This window comes from Sporosarcina sp. P7 (assembly GCF_002743425.1).
Classification (GTDB): domain Bacteria; phylum Bacillota; class Bacilli; order Bacillales_A; family Planococcaceae; genus Sporosarcina.
Genome location: NZ_PDZF01000012.1, coordinates 74,283 through 92,048, shown reverse-complemented (window position 1 = coordinate 92,048; position 17,766 = coordinate 74,283). Strand labels below are relative to the sequence as shown.

The following is a 17,766-nucleotide window of genomic DNA, read 5'->3' as shown; positions in this document are numbered from 1 at the left end:
GTTCCCAAGGGCTCAAAAGTCTATTATCACGTTACGAAACTTTGCGTCATCAATCTTAGTTGAACCGCCGTATACCGAACGGTACGTACGGTGGTGTGAGAGGTCGGGAGTTAATCACTCCCTCCTACTCGATTATATTCTTCTGAAACTATTGAATTTAGATTTCCAGTACGGATTGTTTAGGCTGACAACCTCTGACTTCTTGCCACCAGCATGAACAAATTTGTTGTTTCCAACATAGATTCCTACATGGGAAATCCCTTTGCGATATGTGTTGTGGAAGAATACTAGATCTCCAGGTCTTGGGGATTTAATTTTAGACGATTGATTGAATTGCCCAGTTGTTGTTCTAGATACAGACTTACCATTTTTCTTGAATGAATACTGAATGAATCCACTGCAGTCGAATCCTCTAGTTGTAGTGCCGCCGAAACGGTACGGAATTCCGCGCAAGTTCATTGCTGTTTTCACAACACCAGATCCTCCACTTTTAGCACTAGAAGCTGCTGCTACTGCCTTGCCTGTAGATCTCTTTAACAGGGAACTTGAAACATATCCCATTTTACCGTTAATCTTTACTTTATACCACAATTGCTTATCTGCATATTTTTGATGTGTCAGTTGGACACGTGTACCTTTTTTCAATGTAAAGACTCTTCTATGTTTGGTTCCAGCATCTGCTCGAACATTCGCATTATGTACTGTTATGTATGTACCACTCTTAGCTGTCGCTTTACCTGCTGCATCGGCTGTCCCGCCAGTGAATCCGACGAACATGGCGGATGCCATCAAAATTGAACATAAAAACTTTTTCATGAATAATTCTCCTCCGAAACATTATATATCACTCTCTAGCTGCAAGTTATATCTTACACGACAGCTTACAGAGTAAACATTACGTTCATATTAAGAAGAGGTTACAAGAATAGCGTTTTGTAAACAGATTGTAACAAAGCAAAAAAGCCTTCCTGTAGGAAAGGAAGGCCCATCACGAAAGTACTCATTCTCTAGGGAAAGCAGCAGAATCTTCATGCTCGATTTGTTCGGACAATACGGTACGCTCTTCTTTAGAAGTTAAATTATTTGTCTGAATGCTCCCAGCTTGGCTAGTTGACTTCAACACTTCAGGATGTGCAGGGTTTTGCAGTGGTTCATATCCTCCATAAGACGGTTCAGATTCTATATCTTCAATGAATGGAATTGTTGTTTTAGTGGAATCGGTGACAGGTCTAGGCGTATGATTTGATAATCTATCTGTTTGGAACGTCTTGTCTTTCGAATATACACTGAAAGCCCAACCTTCATCTACATATAACATCATGCCACCGTGTTGAACTTCTTCGTAATAGCGGTCTACTTGATCCGTATCCATCCCGATGCCATACATCATTTGTTTAATATGATTTTCACCTGTTAGGAAATCCATAAAGCGATCTTTCCACGTATCATATGCGGAGTACACATCTGCACCTGTTCTACTACGCAGCATAGCTACGTCAGTTTCATTTTTAGCAATTACATAAATATTATCATCGAGATAGCCGGTCACTTTTAATTCTTCTATCTTGCTTAGAAGGTCAGCGTCGTTGTAATACACACCAATAAATGTTTTGCTTATCAGTTCATCCATTATATAGCCTCCTTCTTTATAGTTGCTATATAGCATACCCGTTTATCGTTCTTCAAAAACCTGGTGAACGTTGACAGGGGATTGGTGTATGAAATGTAAAACATAGTGTAAACAAAATACGTCGCTACAGAGTGTAGGAACTCTGCAGCGACGCTTACTTATTATTGTTCAATTTGCACTATTTGCTGGCCGATTTCTTTCCCAGCACTGTCGTATGCTATGAATGTTGCATTGGGATTTAGTAAGAAGTCTTGAATTTCATAAAGCTTTTTATTCAGCATATAAATTCCTTGTCTTCTGTGCGTAAGTTCATAATCCAAATTACCGTCTTGTGAAGAGAAGCGGACGATTACTTTGCTAATAGGACCGCATGCAGTCAACAGTTCGGTGTTCATTCGGATATCGTTATGTTCCAGTTTTACAGAAGGGGACTCGAAAATGGATGCACTCAGTGAGCAAGATTCAATTGGTATGCCACAATTAATTTCTTGTAAAATCGATTGATATACAAGAGGTAATTCAATATTCTCTTTAATAGAGAAGTATTTCCCACCCGTATCCAAGGCTATTTGTTTCAATAGATCAGTATCTACATTCTGTCCAAGTCCAATCGTATAGATTTTGATGCCATGATTTTTGGCATACTCGACTTCTTTTAAAATAGGTGCCTTGGCGGATTTGCCATCGGTCAAAAGTATAAGCGTTTTTGGTTGAACGGTCGTAAATTTATCAAAAGCTACTTTTAGACCAGTAGCAATATTTGTACCGCCACTTTGTTTCACTTTTTCCAAAGACTTGATAACAGGATTTGGTGTACCTTTCTCTAAAAACATTCCGCTAGTAGTGAAATGCGTTGCTATATTGACATCTGCTTGCAGTGTGTCAATGAACTCTTCTGTTTTAGTAACACGCAATCGCTGAGGATCATTACGCTTCATACTGCCCGAAGAATCTATTAGGAAACCGATTTCAGGCTTTTGATTTGTACACGTCTTATCTGCTGATAATGGTGGTGCATACGAAACGGGTGCACTAAATTTTTTCTCTAGTATAGATTGCACTGCACTGTCAGTTACCGACGTGTTTGCTATTGCTGTAACAATGATTTCATTCTTCATTAAAGTAGTGGGGGTAATGAAAGAAGTCGTGGCTTGACCATGACTAAACTTTACGAATGATGATTCAAATGGTAGATGATATAAAGAGTCTATTTTTAAATACCCATTGAAATTCGTAATCTGTGCACCACCTGGACGTGCTAGTGTAGCAGTAATGAAAGTTCTTCCTAAGTCATTATATTTTCCGTCATAAATATCTAACTGAATTTCAGCTCTAGGGACATACGTAATAGTTGCGGTTGCTCTAGGAAGTGAGCAAGATCCTATTTTCGTTATAGGCGTCAAAGTAATCACGTCTACGGTTTGAGTCGTTGTATGGGGCGCAGTCACTTTCACCGTAACTTCTGGGCCATCTGAAATCGCATGTCGATACCAAGGGTTCGCAGCAGCAACTGTAGCAGCCGATTTCACTGCATTTTCATTTTCTGGAAACGCACGATCAGGATCTTCATCTGATTTTTGCGAGTCAACAGGTGTTGGTTCAGGTTTAGGTTCAGGCTCCGGCACCGGCTCGGGTTTAGGCGTGGGCGAAATTAGTGGCTTATCGGGTTGTGGGATAGGTATATCTACCTCAATTGCCGCACCTTCTTTGGAAGTCACTTCAAATTCCATCTCTTGTTCATAAGGAATGAGCTTACCGTTGCAATCCTTAAATGTAAATGTAATGAATGTTTCATCTCGACCATTCGCGGTTAAGGTTGGCTTTTCGATATCCACATCCACTCTTTCAAAAGGCTTGCCAGGATTAACTCCGGGTAGGGAAGGTGGGACTGGGCGCTCGAATTCTAGCTCATCCTCTTCAACGAACAGGGGAGGCTTTGCATATTGTGCATTATCCTTACCTGTTGCGGGTGATGAAAGACCTTGAATATAACGGCCTTGATTAAGGAACATTTGATACATAATATGAACCGCTTCAGCACGCGTAAGATTTCTTTTTGGCGCAAAATCTTGATAATCATTCTTACCTGTTACTCCATTGGCCAAATTATGTGTGTAAAGATAATAGATCGCTTCCTGTGCATACAAATCTTTTCCTTGATACGCGGCGAAAATCTTCGCTGCAAATGATCGCTGTAAGGCCATGTTTCTTGCAGAACCACTGTTAAGCCCGCGTAACGGTAAGTGGTATTTAGTTAGGTAACGATAATTTCCCATCGCCTTATGCTCACCCTTTTTTGAAAGGAATGAATGAGGGGAGTTGAGATCAAAGCGAACGAGCATTGTTACGAGTTGGGCTTCCGTAATGGATTGTTCCGGCTTGAATGTCCCATCTGGATAACCGGATGTTAAGCCGATTTCAGAAGCCCATTGAATAGCATCTTTAGCCCAGTAGCGATCATTTACATCTGTGAAAGGAGTTTTAGCAGAAACTTGTAGTGGCAAAAGTGCACATAGTACAAGTGATAAACTCCATATATAGATAGTGCGTCGATTCAATAGGGTAGAGCTCCTTTCTTATTGGAATAAGATATCATCGCGATAATTTTGTTTTAAGTCATTTTCCAGAAAATCCAGGAAACGGGATGTTAGCAATGCCGCCTGTGCTCTTGTCAGGGGTTGCTTCGGATTGAAGTAGTTCTGTTCGGTCCCTTTTACCAATCCAAGTTCTGTTGCAACATAGACACTATCTTTAGCCCATGCGGAAATCTTATAGTCGTCAACATAATGTGTTTTGAAGCCTGGACTTGGAGCACGACCTTCCATTCCAAGTGCCCGAACGAGAATGGCGATCGCTTGTACACGTGTGATGGGGCTATCAGGTTCGAATAGGTCTGGTGTAACCCCGGTAATGATTCCTTGCTCTACTGCACTTTCGATATACATATAGTCAGGATCTTTTGTGGACAGATCTTTGAAAATTGGAATTCGTGGTACTTTGCTTTTCTTTGGTTCTTCCAGAACACGAAGGTCCACTGCTTTTAAAATGCCGATTGTATATTGATAGCGCTGCATGGGTGTATTCGGGGAGAAGAATTGAGAATTTTCATCGAAAATACCAAGTGAATAAAGCTTTTCAATGGAATCTTTTGCTTTGTGCCGATTTAGATCACGGAATTTAGGCACGATTAAGCGCTCTACCAATGGTAAATTCTTTTTCTGCAATTCCAGTTTTCCTTTACCTGCACCGAAAGGAATGTTATACGTATATTCACTTACCATATCGGAAGAGCTGATTACGGAATGTCCACCTGTAAAGCTCGATATGGAAGGGTCGAATGGTTCGTATACCATGACGCGAGATTTGCTGTCGGAAGCTTTGCTTGTAATGAAAGCAGAACCTTTAGGCGTAACAATCTCTGAATCCATCAACTGCGTTTCAGTAGCCCCCCAGAAGTTTTTATAGCCCATATTACGTCCATTTAAGTGAACGGTAATGATCTCTTCATCTTTAGTTGAGCCATTTACATATTTGTATATCTTCCGGCCAACCATATTGCCTGAATAAAAAGTGGAAGCAGGTAGATTGTCTGCCACCATTCCTTCCGAATACTGATAGTCAGCAAGTGTATACGTATCCTTACTGATAGTTACTTTCTCGGAATAGCTCTTCACTTCAAATTGGGAAGTAGTTTGGCCTTTACCTTCGTGTTCATTAACGTTGGCTACATAGTTTAAGCTTCTAGTAAGTTTTGCATCCTTATACTTCGGATTCTCTTTATCACCGGTTAACGTAAAGCGGTAAGTACGAGTAAGAATATTTTTACTTTCTTTTTCTGTGATACTCGCTTTTCCAGAAAAGGTTATAGGCTCACCTGTCAGGAAAAATACTTCGCTATACTCATATTCGTTCATGACCCCGCCATTTACGTCGATCGGGGTTGCGAATGTTGGTCTAACATGAAGTGAGGTTATGACTAGAAGAAGAGAGAAAAGAGTACATACGCTTATTTTTTTAAAGAACTTCATTAATACAACACCTTCTATTAGGCAGGGAGATGATACTTTCACTGCCTGATTTTTTAATCTACTAGAATAATTTTTCCTTTGACGATACTTTCAGCAAGTATAAATAGTCGGTCATTAATTTCTAAATCACTTGGTTGAATGACTACACCATCCTTGATGAAGGTAGCTTGTTGAATATTCATATCCTTCACTTCGGCTTGATCAGCCCATGCACCGTTCATCCATCTACTTACATTCCGTACACTGATTTTCGTAGGAGTGACCTTTCCTTTTGGTACAGGGTCTAACTTGGATAAACGTCCCACTAACGTAATAGTAGCGAGTGCTTTGTTGCTGTCTGTTAAGTGGATAGCAGTCACTTGATTGTCATCGGAAATATAGAAATATCCGTAATAGTCCATCATGAAGCGCAGGTCCATTTGGGGGATAAGTGTGATAAATTGTTTACTATATTCTTGCACTGCATACGTCTCATTATTAAAATCTACATCTTTTTCTTTCATAGAAGACCAAACATTATTCTTTAGTTCATAAGCATCTGACAGACGTAACTTATAGCCAAGCACTCCAGCAATTTTGCCGAAGTAAATAGACTGATCAGATAAGTTCGGACTGTCTAATCCGTCATTGCTAATATGTACAATGTTTGCGTACTGTGTTTTGATCGGTCCGGATGCCGCAACAAAGGCTGTTCCATAAGCGCCTAATGATTCAGGCGAGACTAAGCGGCCGTTGCGGATCAGAATAGATCCATCGTGATAGCGGAATCGGTGTGAATCCATCAGGCTAATTTCTTTTGTTTTTCCATTAAAGCTTCTCAATGGTTCGTAAAAAGTACGTTCCGCATTTTTTTGTATAATGAGACGTTCTACTTGTTCTTTGCCATGTTTATTTACAGTTGCTAGGTAGACTTTCAGGTTTGCATACTTCCGCAACTGATTATGGGGAACTGGTTTATTTTCAAAGTAAATAGGTGTTTTGGCAGAGTAGTAATAGCTAGAAGTGCTTTTGACATTGTTTTCATACCAGTGCCAGTTTAGAAATTTCGTCTCGTTACGCACGATAATTTTACGATTGATCGGGTCGATTTGATGAAGTGTTCCTTTATATAAGCCTGCAACTTGAACGCCTGGATCTAAAATTTCTAACATTGTAATGTAGTTAGAATTATAGTTGGAGAACTTAATGTTGACACGATCTCCTTCATATAAAGAGCTACTAGTCGTAAGTTTCCCTTTCTTAAAAAACTGAGTTTCTGAATTAATATAGACATTCTTTACACGGCCGTCATCTAATGTAATGGTTAGACCTTTTCGGTTCTTATCCACATACGTGACCATACCGCTATAGGCTTTAGCGTTTGGTTCAATGACCGCACTTGGTGTATCCGTTTTACCATGAAGAGTTTTAAGATGGCGAATTTGTAGATCCGCTTCTATTATCATACCTAACTTAAAAGCATCGATTTTAACAGCGATTGTGTCCACGGATAACCTTGTGTATCGATCGATTGTATAAGTAGCTGCAACTCCTGCATCGTTTTTGATTGTCACACTGCGTAATTCTTTCTTGGTAGTGGCTTTATCTACTACTACATCTTCATAATTAGCCTTGATAAATGTGCCAGTAATCCGTTCGCTTGCTTCCGCTGAGTTTGCTACACTAAATAGGAACCCAATGATAATTGCAATATAGCATGTGAAAATAGCACACCATTTACTATTTACTATTTGTCCCACCTCCAAAAATAATCGTATACATTCTATATCGGTCAATTGGAATAGATGTGAAGAAAAGGACTCATATTCGGGTCTGATCATATAGTTACATAACTGGTTGACTGCACGTTTCATAGTATCGGTTTATTTGTCAAGGTTTTACAGATATGATAGGATACACAGTATAGTTAACAAAAGAAAGGGTCGGTTTACCATGAAAAAAAGACAAATTATTGCTCCGCTAAGTCTATCACTTCTATTATTAGGAGCTTGTAATGCGGATACTGAAAAAGCTACAGATGTGGACAAGGAACAAACCGAACCAACTGAAAATGTTGTGAAAGAGCCTGTAGATAAATCTGAAACAACAACTACTAATGATGAGTTAAAAGAAGAGTTTGAGAAAGAAGAAGGGGTATCAGAAGTAAGTTTAATCATTACTGAAGATGCAGGTGGCTTCGTCTTGCTAGACTTTGAAGTAACGGAAGACATGAAAAAAGAAGATGCTGAAAAGATAAGTAAAAAATACTATGAACGTCTTGAAAAAGAATACCCAGAACATAGCGTTGATATCCAAGCACGCAAAAGCGGAGAAACATTTGTACAAGAAACAAAAGCAACTAAATAATGAAAGAAAAAATACCGTCCTTACTGTAGGACGGTATTTTTTATGAAACAAACAATCTGCAGGGAATGGTCTCTGCAGGTTGCTTGTTTGGTAATTAACATTCGACACGATATCTATTCATCAGTAAACATTTAATACTATTCAGATAGTTACCCTCTACTCAGCTGGATTCGCTACACGAATAGATGAAACTTCTTTACTAGAATAGCGATTACTAATTTTTGCAACAGAAATGTAGAATGTGAAAGCAACGATGATACCAACAATCCAGGCGATATCTAAACCGTTCATAGCCTTAGAAAGTGATCCTTGATATATTTCTGTATTGATAAAAGGGACTTGACATACTATTGTTAATAAATAGATTCCCATTGTTTTGTTATTCAGCCTACCGAATTGTCCGTCCTTCTTCATAAATTCTTCATGGTGAAAGCGTCTTTTCAACACATAGAAATCTGTTAAATTGATAACACTCCAAGGAATGATAAAGAATAAAACGAAACCTAGATAAATTTGAAAGTTAGACATAAAGTTACCTGCACCTGCCGTGGCGGCAAAGGCAATAATAATTCCGATAACGATGGAGGTGAGGATACGTAAACGTGCGGAAGTCCGAAAAGCCCAAAAATTGTTGGCGATTGATAACACGATAATACCCGCGCCATAGATATTTAAAGAATTAATGATTAAAACACCTAATGACAGTAAAATGACGATGACATATCCTGTTGCACCCATGTCTTTAATTTCTGCCATGACATTGCCGTTGACAACCATTGTTGCAATCGCTGCACCGATTAACATCAACCAGGCAGAGCTCAGAAAGCTACCGCCCGCTGTATAGAAGAATGTTTTACGGGCTTCTTCAGAACGCATGAATCGAGAGTGATCAGATACATATGGGCCATATGTAATCTGCCACGTTACACAAATGGAAGTCGCTAGGATGAAAAGTGTCCAATTAAATGTACCTTGACTCAATAAATCCATCGACAATTGACTCATAACTATTACTGAAAGCACTACAAAAATAATTGTATATACGATTGTGTAAAGTTTCATATACTTCTGAATAATGTTTTGCCCGTAAATAGCTAGTAAAACCATGGGAATCAAACTGAAAAGGACAGTAACATTGATATTAAATCCAAGTGTTTCTTGTATACCCTGTGCTACTAAGATGGTATTCATCGCGCCATAGCCGAAATACATCGTCAGAATAATTAACATAGGTAAAATAACACCAAAATAACCAAACTGTGCGCGGCTTTGCAAGACTTGGGGAATACCTAATTTCGGACCTTGCGCGGAGTGCAGTCCCATAATTACGGAACCAATTGCATGACCTAATAGAATTGCCAGCGCTGCCCACCAGAAACTAAGTCCGATCATGACAGCGAGTGCCCCTGTTACTAGCGTCGTGGATACAGTACTTGCGGCAAACCAAGTAAAGAACAATTCTCTCGGATTACCTTTCCTCTCACTTTCAGGGATAAATTCAAATCCTACTTGTTCAATTGACTGTTGTTTTGTACCCATTTAAACGCCTCCTTAATATAGTAAAAAAGGGAAGGGACCCTCGTTAGTAACCAATGTAATATGACCTTTCCTATTTCCTGATTACCGGACGTAATGTTTGCCAAAACTCTTGCTGTATTCCTATAATGTCGTCAATAGCCTCTTTTTGATTGGAATAAAGTTTGTCAGGATATCCCTGCGCACCTGCTGTGTAAGGATCAGTTACGTCTGTAGCCAACCCGCTCAAGCGCTCAATAATTTTTAGTGTGCAAAATGGTACATATGCATTGCTGTATCCTCCCTCGTGGCATAAGATAATTTTACCCCCACAATGGGCATCTGCAATACGTAGCATGATATCGGTCAATTTTCCAAAACCTTCGGCGGTCATCATCATACGGCCGAGTGGATCGAACATGCCAGGATCCTGTCCTGCTGAAATAATAATCAGTTCGGGTTGGAATTCTGCTGCAATTGGTTCAATGATTGTTTCAAAGGCATGAATATATCCTGCATCACCTGTCCCAGGAGGCAATGGAATATTGACATTGTAACCGCGAGCCTCTCCAATACCGACATCTTCTTTATAACCAGTATTACTAGGGAAGCTCAAGTCTTGGTGGATAGACAGGAACAAGACATTCGAATCATCATAAAATGCCTGCTCAGTACCATTACCATGATGCACATCCCAGTCTAGAACGAGGACACGTTTTAACCCGTATTTTTTTCGTGCGTATTTTGCGGCAATCGCGACATTATTAAAAATGCAGAATCCAATACCTTTATCACGTTCAGCATGGTGACCTGGTGGACGAGTCATCGCGTAGACATTATCCACTTCGCCTTCCATGACAGCATCGACTGCCCGAAGCGCGCCACCGGTAGATAAAAGCGCGATTTCATAAGACCCTCTTCCTACAATGGCATGATCGCCTGCATCGCCACCTGTCGTATCACTGAGTAGCTTTACCTTTTCCACATATTCGGCTGTGTGAAATAATTCAATTTCTTCTTTAGTAGCAGAACGAGGTTCGATCTGTTTCAGTTTTTTCATTAGTCCGCAACGTGCGAGTAAGTTATTTACACGCCTTTTAGTTTCTGGATGTTCGACAAATACGTCTGTCTGCATATAGCCGCCTGATGGTAAGTAGAGCGTTCCGCTTCCATTGTCGTGCCAAAAATAACTTTCATCAAAAATATAACCTGTTTTCATAGATATCCCTCCAGATAGAAATGATATTGTGATTGAGTGAAAAAATGAATGAATATCAGTCACACAGTATTATAGTCGGGTTGTAGTAAGCGTTTTCATTGCTTGATAAAATAAAGCGCTTACTGATAGTAAAACTATAGGCAGTAAAACGATATATTTGAAAGGACTATAAAATGTGACATATTCGTGACGCTCAATCTCTTGTTTACTCACAATAAATGAATATGAGTCATATGTCAAGTGTATTTCGGTGAAAAATCTGAATTATTATTTAATGGTCAAGTGAAATTATATATTTAATTTTGAATGTAAGAAAGGTAAGGAATTCATCACGGATTGTCAGAAAAGTATGCTTGCGATACAATAATAGAATCTATAGATAGAGAGTAGGGAATTCATTTGGGAAAAAAAACGGCTATTATACATTCAGCTATAGAAGTGTTTCAGGAACAAGGAATTGAAAAGACCAAAATTTCCGATATTGTGAAACGTGCAGGGATTGCGCAAGGCACATTTTATTTGTACTTTCCTTCAAAATTATCTTTAATGCCTGCGATTGCTGAGGTAATGGTGGCAAAAACGATGGATATCGTCAAACTCACTGTCGATGACAATGCGTCGTATGCCAAACAGTTTGAACAGATGGTAGATGCAATATATAAAGTGAACAAAGAGTATTACGAAATATTAGCCGTTATATATTCCGGTCTAGCTTCAACCGAGCATATTCGTGAGTGGGAATCGGTATACGCGCCATTCTATGAATGGATCAGTGAAAAACTTGATACAGCAAAAAAAGCAGGTGCAATTCGCCAATCGATCAAACCTGACCGGACAGCGAAGATTATTATCGGTTTAATCGAATCGACGGCTGAGCAAGTATTTCTTTATGCCCATCATGATGAAAATGAAGCGGATAGACAGAAAGAAGAAGTCCTCGATTTCATGTCTCATGCACTGCAATTTCAAACAGTGAAAGGTTAACATAGCAAAATGTTAGCCTTTGTGATAAAATGAATGACAATCAGTCAAACGATTTAAATTAAATTAAATTAAATTGGAGCGGATAGTATGAATAAAGCATGGCTATATGTTGCGTTAACTAGCTTTTTTGAATTAGTGTGGATCTTTGGCTTTAATACTGCGACTCACTGGTGGCATTGGATATTGATCATAGGCTTTATATTTGTGGATTTTCATTTCCTCACGAAAGCATGTGAAGGTTTACCAACGGGAACGGTCTATGCCGTATTCGCCGGAATTGGAACAATGGGTACTACTTTGATGGACGTCCTGTTCTTTGGTGAACATATTAGTATAGAGAAGATCCTTTTCATCTTCATTCTAGTTATGGGTGTAGCGGGATTAAAGGTAGCGGATGGACTGGATGAAAAGAAAGCGCTGAGGGGAGTGGAAAGCGATGGGTTGGGTTCTAGTGTTTTTGGCAGCACTAAGTGAGTTTGCTGGTGTCATAGGGCTAAAAAAATTTAGTGAAAATAAAACATGGTTTAACGGCTTACTATACTATGGTGGATTCGGTATAGCATTCTTCTTTCTATATAACTCCTTTAAGTATTTGCAAGTCAGTACAGCGTATGCTGTGTGGATTGGTGTAGGAACAGCAGGTGCCGTACTCATCAATATGCTATTCTTTGGTGAATCGAAGAGTACAGGTAGAGTTGTGAGTCTCATACTCATCGTCATCGGGGTAGTTGGACTCAAAGCGTTATCATAAAATATATCTTCTTTAATAGAAGGAGATGTACATATAGAATGGAAAACGGACATGCCTATGTTAAAAGGCATGTCCGTTTTATTGTATCCGAAAGATCAGCTACTGAGTATTATCGATTCCAAGGCACGTTTACGTATCTCGCGTTCTAACATTTGGATGAACTCCACATTTAGATGATGCTTTTGCGCCTGTTGGTAGGAATACAGTAACATTTGATCTGATAAATGCAACACAGTAGAACCGCCTCCTTTAGGATGAATTGATTGTAATCAGTCTGCATGTTTCTCTCTAGATGTTATTTCTTACTTTACCAAACTTTCACAAAAAGAACAAGCGTTCTAACTGTCCACAGTACTAGTGGGTAAGCTGTGGGTAATATGTGAATGGTTTACATAAACTGCTAAGATACGCGGTGTATAATGTGTATAGAGTTATAAACAAAATGTAAATGTCGAATACTGTCGAGCGAAACTTGTCATAGAACTACTAATACCCTACATATTCAATGAATAAGTATCCACTCTTTGAATAAGAATAGTAGAGTATTGGTTAAAATCTACAACAATTGATCAATGAATAGATAAGTTCATTTGAATTAAACAGGGCAATAAATCTACTTTAACTATGCGAAATAAAAGGATAAAGATAGAATCTCTATAGAAGGTACAAGCACGGATATCTGTTTGTAGGGTAAAGATATTACCTGTCCCTTCTTTATATTTAATAAAAGAGACAAGGTCGAATCAAAAAAAATTAGAAATTTCGATATGCAATATATCGCTATATAAAGGGTGTGTAAGCGTATTCAGACGTTTTAAATTAGTCACAATTAATTAAAAACTTTAAAAATACGGTTGACCTTTATTCATATACAAGATATGATTACAGCAATCTAGTTCATAGCGGTGAATGTTTCACTGGCTGTTCAGAATATTCAACTGAATGCAATTAATGTAATTAGCAATTGATTCGTTCAATTAGTTTAGGAGAGATTGCAAATGAGAAGTGACATGATTAAAAAAGGAATCGATCGTGCACCACATCGTAGCTTACTATATGCAGCTGGTGTTAAAACGAAAGATATGAACAAACCATTTATCGGAGTGTGTAACTCTTATATAGATATCATTCCGGGACATATGCATTTAAACAAATTTGCGGAAGTAGTTAAAGAAGCCATTTGGGAAGCGGGCGGCGTACCGTTTGAATTTAATACAATTGGTGTAGATGATGGAATCGCCATGGGGCATATTGGTATGCGTTACTCATTACCAAGTCGTGAGCTAATTGCAGACTCGGCAGAAACAGTCATTAATGCGCACTGGTTTGACGGAGTCTTCTATATACCTAACTGTGACAAAATTACGCCAGGCATGTTGATGGCAGCTGTTCGCACAAACGTCCCTTCAGTATTCGTTTCCGGAGGACCAATGGAAGCAGGTGTTTCCGCGACAGGCGAGACACTTTCACTAACTTCCGTGTTCGAAGGTGTTGGAGCGTACAAGAGTGGGAACATGACAGCAGAAGCGTTGCTCGACATTGAACAAAATGCATGTCCATCATGTGGATCATGTTCAGGAATGTTCACTGCGAACTCTATGAACTCTCTAATGGAAATGCTCGGTATGGCTCTTCCAGGGAATGCGACAATCCTTGCAACTTCAAACGAACGTCATGTACTAATCAAAGATGCAGTGAAACATTTGATGAATTGTATCGAAAAAGATATTAAACCAAGAGACATCATCACAAAAGAAACAATCGACGATGCATTCGCACTCGATATGGCAATGGGTGGTTCGACTAATACAGTTCTTCACACATTGGCGATTGCGCACGAAGCAGAAATTGATTACAACATCGAGGATGTAAATGATGTAGCTAAACGAGTACCTTACTTATCCAAGATCATGCCAGCATCTGATTATTCTATGCACGACATTCATCTAGCCGGTGGTGTGAGTGCAATTATCAATGAATTGTGTAAAATCGATGGAGCGATCCACAAAGATCGTATTACAATCACTGGTAAAACCATTTCAGAAGATGTTGCAGGACATGAAATTACAAATACTGATGTCATTCGAACGAAAGACGATCCATATAGTCCAGTAGGTGGTCTATCTATTCTATTTGGTAATATCGCTCCTGAAGGTTCCGTCATTAAAGTTGGGGCAGTGGATCCCTCTATCAAGGAATTCAGAGGCGAAGCGATTGTCTTTAACTCACAAGAAGAAGCCCAAGAAAATATTGATAATGACACTGTTAAAGCAGGCCATGTGGTCGTCATTCGATATGAAGGCCCTAAAGGCGGACCTGGAATGCCAGAAATGCTAGCACCGACCTCAGCAATTATGGGGAAAGGGCTTGGTAAAGAAGTTGCATTAATCACGGATGGTCGTTTCTCTGGAGCATCACGAGGTATCTCTATTGGACATATCTCACCAGAAGCGGCATCCGGTGGACCGATTGCTCTTGTAGAGAACGGGGATATTATAGAAATTGATCTGACAAACCGTACAATTGAACTTAAAGTGTCTGATGAAGTTCTTGCAGAACGGCGCCATGCACTGAAACCGTTCGAACCTAAAATTAAAAAAGGATATCTTGCTAGATATTCTCAGCTAGTCACTTCAGCAAGTACTGGCGGAGTCATGAAAATTTAATAGACAAAACGTTGATGAGGTTAAAGTAGATAGAAATCGTATTCACAGAGAGCCGGCGGTGCTGCGAGCCGGCAATACAACTATTTGCGACATCCCCTCGGAGTGGATTGCTAAAAGGTATACCGATTAGGCAGTCCCGGGCTTGATATTCGGGCTCGTTAACAATGAGAAAGTACGGCCTTGGCTTGCTTTTTCATAAGGTGACAAATGTCACGAACTAGGGTGGTACCATGAAAGCTTTTTCATCCCTATGTAAAGAGAGAAGAATTCTTTGCGTGGGATGAAAAGGTTTTTTTTTAGGAGAAAATGTCACTGGTCAACATAAATATAGTTGAAAATTGTAAGGAGGAGTTCAGTATGAGTGCTGAAGTACAAGAAAAACAGACCGCATCTATGCCAAAGGAACAAACTAAGAATAAATTTGCAGATGGTTCTGCAATCTTGATTCAATCTCTTAAAGAACAGAACGTAGAAGTGATCTTTGGATATCCTGGAGGAGCTGTTCTCCCTATCTATGATGCGCTATATAACGACCCGATTCCACATGTATTAGCACGTCACGAGCAAGGCGCAATCCACGCAGCAGAAGGATATGCAAGAGTATCCGGCAAAACAGGGGTGGTCATTGCCACATCTGGTCCTGGTGCAACGAACTTAGTAACGGGAATTACGGATGCTATGATGGACTCCCTTCCACTAGTAGTTATTACGGGCCAAGTAGCTAGTACTGTTATTGGGTCGGATGCTTTCCAGGAAGCGGATATCATAGGGATTACTCAACCTATTACAAAACATAATTATCAAGTGCAAAGTGTAGCGGACATTCCACGTATTATGCGTGAAGCTTTCCATATTGCTTCTACCGGAAGACCGGGACCAGTCGTTGTTGACGTACCTAAAAATGTCGCAACAGATATCTTTGTTCCTGTCGAAAAAGAGAATAAAGAAGTGAATTTACCTGGTTATCAGCCGACTACCACACCAAATTATCTGCAAATTCAAAAAGCTTCGAAAGCTATCTCTGGTGCGAAAAAGCCTATGATTCTTGCAGGTGCAGGTGTACTCCATGCAGGAGGAACAGCTGAGCTGAAAGAGCTTGTCGAAACGCATCGTATTCCAATCGTCAATACATTACTTGGCTTAGGTACAATTCATGGAGAACATGAACTATTCTACGGAATGGCTGGCATGCACGGTACAGCAACTGCCAACTACGCACTAAGCGAATGTGATTTATTACTCAATGTTGGTGCTCGTTTTGATGACCGTTTAACAGGTAACTTGGATGCATTCTTGCCAAATGCTCGTGTCATTCATATTGACATCGACCCGGCAGAGATTGGTAAAAACGTTGTGACTGAAATTCCTATCGTAGCGGATGCGAAAGAAGCTTTAACAGCATTACTAAAGGCAGATTTCAAATCACCGGATACAGTAGAATGGATTGGCTATTTGAATGATTTAGCAGACAAATATCCGCTTTGGTATGAAACGGATGAGGAAGCTTTATTACCTCAACAAGCACTTGAGATCATACATCGTATTACAAATGGTGATGCAATTGTTACGACGGATGTTGGACAGCACCAAATGTGGACTGCTCAATATTATCGTTTCAATAATCCCGATAACTGGGTAACTTCAGGCGGATTGGGAACAATGGGCTTCGGCTTCCCAGCAGCAATCGGTGCACAACTTGCAAGACCAAAAGAACGTGTAGTTGCCATTGTTGGAGACGCAGGTTTCCAAATGACAGCACAAGAGCTTTCACTTCTTCAAGAGATGCGCATTCCTGTAAAAGTGATTATTTTAAATAACGGAGCACTTGGTATGGTACGGCAGTGGCAAGAGACATTCTATGAAGAACGCTACTCACAGTCACTTGTCCCTGTACAACCAGACTTTATTAAATTGGCGGAAGCATATGACCTAAAAGGATATCGCATTCACAATTTAGAAGAAGCTGAAAAAGTATTTAAAGAAGCGCTATTATCTGACGAGCCAGTGCTGATCGATTGCCGGGTCAAACAACGTGAAAACGTCTATCCGATGGTTGCGCCAGGTAAAGGATTACAAGACATGATTGGAGTGAGTCCTCAGTGAAACGAATTATTACAGTAACAGTAATTAATCAGAGCGGTGTATTAAACCGTGTAACGGGACTGCTGATGAAGCGTCAATTCAATATCGAAAGTATTACCGTTGGTGCTACAGAACAGCCGAACAGATCCAAGATGACATTCCAAGTTCACGTAGAAGATGAAAACAAAATTGAACAACTTGTAAAACAGCTGCAAAAGCAGATTGATGTTATTACAGTGAAAGATATAACAGACAAAGCAATCGTGTTACGTGAGTTAGCGCTAGTAAAGGTAATCTCACCACCACAGATTCGCTCTGAAATGAATAGTATTGTGGAACCTTTCCGTCCGACTATAGTCGATTCCGGAAAGAATGTAGTAACGTACCAAGTAACGGGTGACCCAGATAAAATCGAAGCGTTTATCGATTTGCTGAAACCATATGGCATCAAAGAATTAACACGAACTGGCGCAACCGGCTTTGCCCGCGATATGCAAAAAGTTCAAGCACCACAGCTGTCGATTTTAAAACAATAACACACACAC

The 17,766-nt window shown here is 39.7% G+C and carries 15 protein-coding genes and 1 other annotated feature; of the genes, 7 read left to right on the top strand and 8 right to left on the bottom strand.

Annotated elements, in window-relative coordinates:
* Positions 1–132 precede the first annotated feature (132 nt).
* The 5 genes from CSV60_RS12365 to CSV60_RS12345 form a co-directional block, all read right to left on the bottom strand.
* Positions 133–816 carry a C40 family peptidase gene (locus CSV60_RS12365; protein WP_099631181.1) on the bottom strand — a complete coding sequence of 228 codons (684 nt, stop codon included), beginning with the start codon at positions 814–816 and terminating at the stop codon, positions 133–135.
* A gap of 184 nt (positions 817–1,000) precedes the next feature.
* Complete coding sequence (locus CSV60_RS12360; protein ID WP_158232905.1) at positions 1,001–1,630, bottom strand: YflT domain-containing protein; 630 nt, start codon at positions 1,628–1,630, stop codon at positions 1,001–1,003.
* A 161-nt stretch (positions 1,631–1,791) separates the two neighbouring features.
* Positions 1,792–4,188: an S-layer homology domain-containing protein gene (locus CSV60_RS12355; RefSeq protein ID WP_099637200.1), complete on the bottom strand. Its 2,397-nt coding sequence runs from the start codon at positions 4,186–4,188 to the stop codon at positions 1,792–1,794.
* Between the two features lie 18 nt (positions 4,189–4,206).
* Entirely contained in the window at positions 4,207–5,658 is a 1,452-nt protein-coding gene (locus CSV60_RS12350) for an S-layer homology domain-containing protein (RefSeq protein ID WP_099631178.1), read from the bottom strand.
* A gap of 53 nt (positions 5,659–5,711) precedes the next feature.
* Entirely contained in the window at positions 5,712–7,397 is a 1,686-nt protein-coding gene (locus CSV60_RS12345) for a hypothetical protein (protein ID WP_143560698.1), read from the bottom strand.
* Positions 7,398–7,590: 193 nt separating this feature from the next.
* Here CSV60_RS12345 and CSV60_RS12340 point away from each other — a divergent pair, with 193 nt between their 5' ends.
* The gene (locus tag CSV60_RS12340; protein WP_099631176.1) at positions 7,591–8,004 is read left to right on the top strand and encodes a cation transporter dimerization domain-containing protein; all 414 of its coding nucleotides are present in this window, start codon (positions 7,591–7,593) and stop codon (positions 8,002–8,004) included.
* 156 nt (positions 8,005–8,160) lie between these two features.
* Here the strand turns inward: CSV60_RS12340 and CSV60_RS12335 are convergent, their stop codons facing one another.
* Together CSV60_RS12335 and CSV60_RS12330 are read right to left on the bottom strand one after the other, a co-directional pair.
* Entirely contained in the window at positions 8,161–9,543 is a 1,383-nt protein-coding gene (locus CSV60_RS12335) for a purine-cytosine permease family protein (RefSeq protein ID WP_099631175.1), read from the bottom strand.
* Positions 9,544–9,613: 70 nt separating this feature from the next.
* Positions 9,614–10,738, bottom strand: a complete 1,125-nt coding sequence (locus CSV60_RS12330) for a class II histone deacetylase (protein ID WP_099631174.1) — start codon at positions 10,736–10,738, stop codon at positions 9,614–9,616.
* Between the two features lie 399 nt (positions 10,739–11,137).
* On the opposite strand from CSV60_RS12330, the gene CSV60_RS12325 reads away from it, so the two are divergent.
* From CSV60_RS12325 to CSV60_RS12315, 3 genes are all read left to right on the top strand, one after another.
* Positions 11,138–11,722 (top strand): TetR/AcrR family transcriptional regulator, encoded by a 585-nt coding sequence (locus tag CSV60_RS12325; RefSeq protein WP_099631173.1) that lies wholly within the window; start codon positions 11,138–11,140, stop codon positions 11,720–11,722.
* Between the two features lie 87 nt (positions 11,723–11,809).
* Positions 11,810–12,196: a DMT family transporter gene (locus CSV60_RS12320; protein ID WP_099631172.1), complete on the top strand. Its 387-nt coding sequence runs from the start codon at positions 11,810–11,812 to the stop codon at positions 12,194–12,196.
* Positions 12,159–12,473, top strand: a complete 315-nt coding sequence (locus CSV60_RS12315) for a DMT family transporter (RefSeq protein ID WP_099631171.1) — start codon at positions 12,159–12,161, stop codon at positions 12,471–12,473. The genes CSV60_RS12320 and CSV60_RS12315 overlap by 38 nt, the downstream gene beginning before the upstream one ends.
* A 95-nt stretch (positions 12,474–12,568) precedes the next feature.
* On the opposite strand, the gene sda is transcribed toward CSV60_RS12315, so the two are convergent.
* Positions 12,569–12,685, bottom strand: a complete 117-nt coding sequence (sda, locus tag CSV60_RS12310) for a sporulation histidine kinase inhibitor Sda (protein ID WP_233189617.1) — start codon at positions 12,683–12,685, stop codon at positions 12,569–12,571.
* Between the two features lie 786 nt (positions 12,686–13,471).
* Between sda and ilvD the strand changes: the two genes are divergently transcribed.
* The 3 genes from ilvD to ilvN all read left to right on the top strand — a co-directional run bounded on the left by ilvD (position 13,472) and on the right by ilvN (position 17,757).
* Complete coding sequence (ilvD, locus tag CSV60_RS12305; protein ID WP_099631169.1) at positions 13,472–15,139, top strand: dihydroxy-acid dehydratase; 1,668 nt, start codon at positions 13,472–13,474, stop codon at positions 15,137–15,139.
* A 2-nt stretch (positions 15,140–15,141) separates the two neighbouring features.
* Positions 15,142–15,392: a binding site (T-box leader), on the top strand.
* Between the two features lie 104 nt (positions 15,393–15,496).
* Positions 15,497–17,242 (top strand): biosynthetic-type acetolactate synthase large subunit, encoded by a 1,746-nt coding sequence (gene ilvB / locus CSV60_RS12300; RefSeq protein WP_099637199.1) that lies wholly within the window; start codon positions 15,497–15,499, stop codon positions 17,240–17,242.
* On the top strand, positions 17,239–17,757 hold the full coding sequence (gene ilvN / locus CSV60_RS12295; protein ID WP_083035136.1) for an acetolactate synthase small subunit: 519 nt from the start codon (positions 17,239–17,241) through the stop codon (positions 17,755–17,757). The genes ilvB and ilvN overlap by 4 nt, the downstream gene beginning before the upstream one ends.
* The last annotated feature ends 9 nt before the right edge of the window (positions 17,758–17,766 follow it).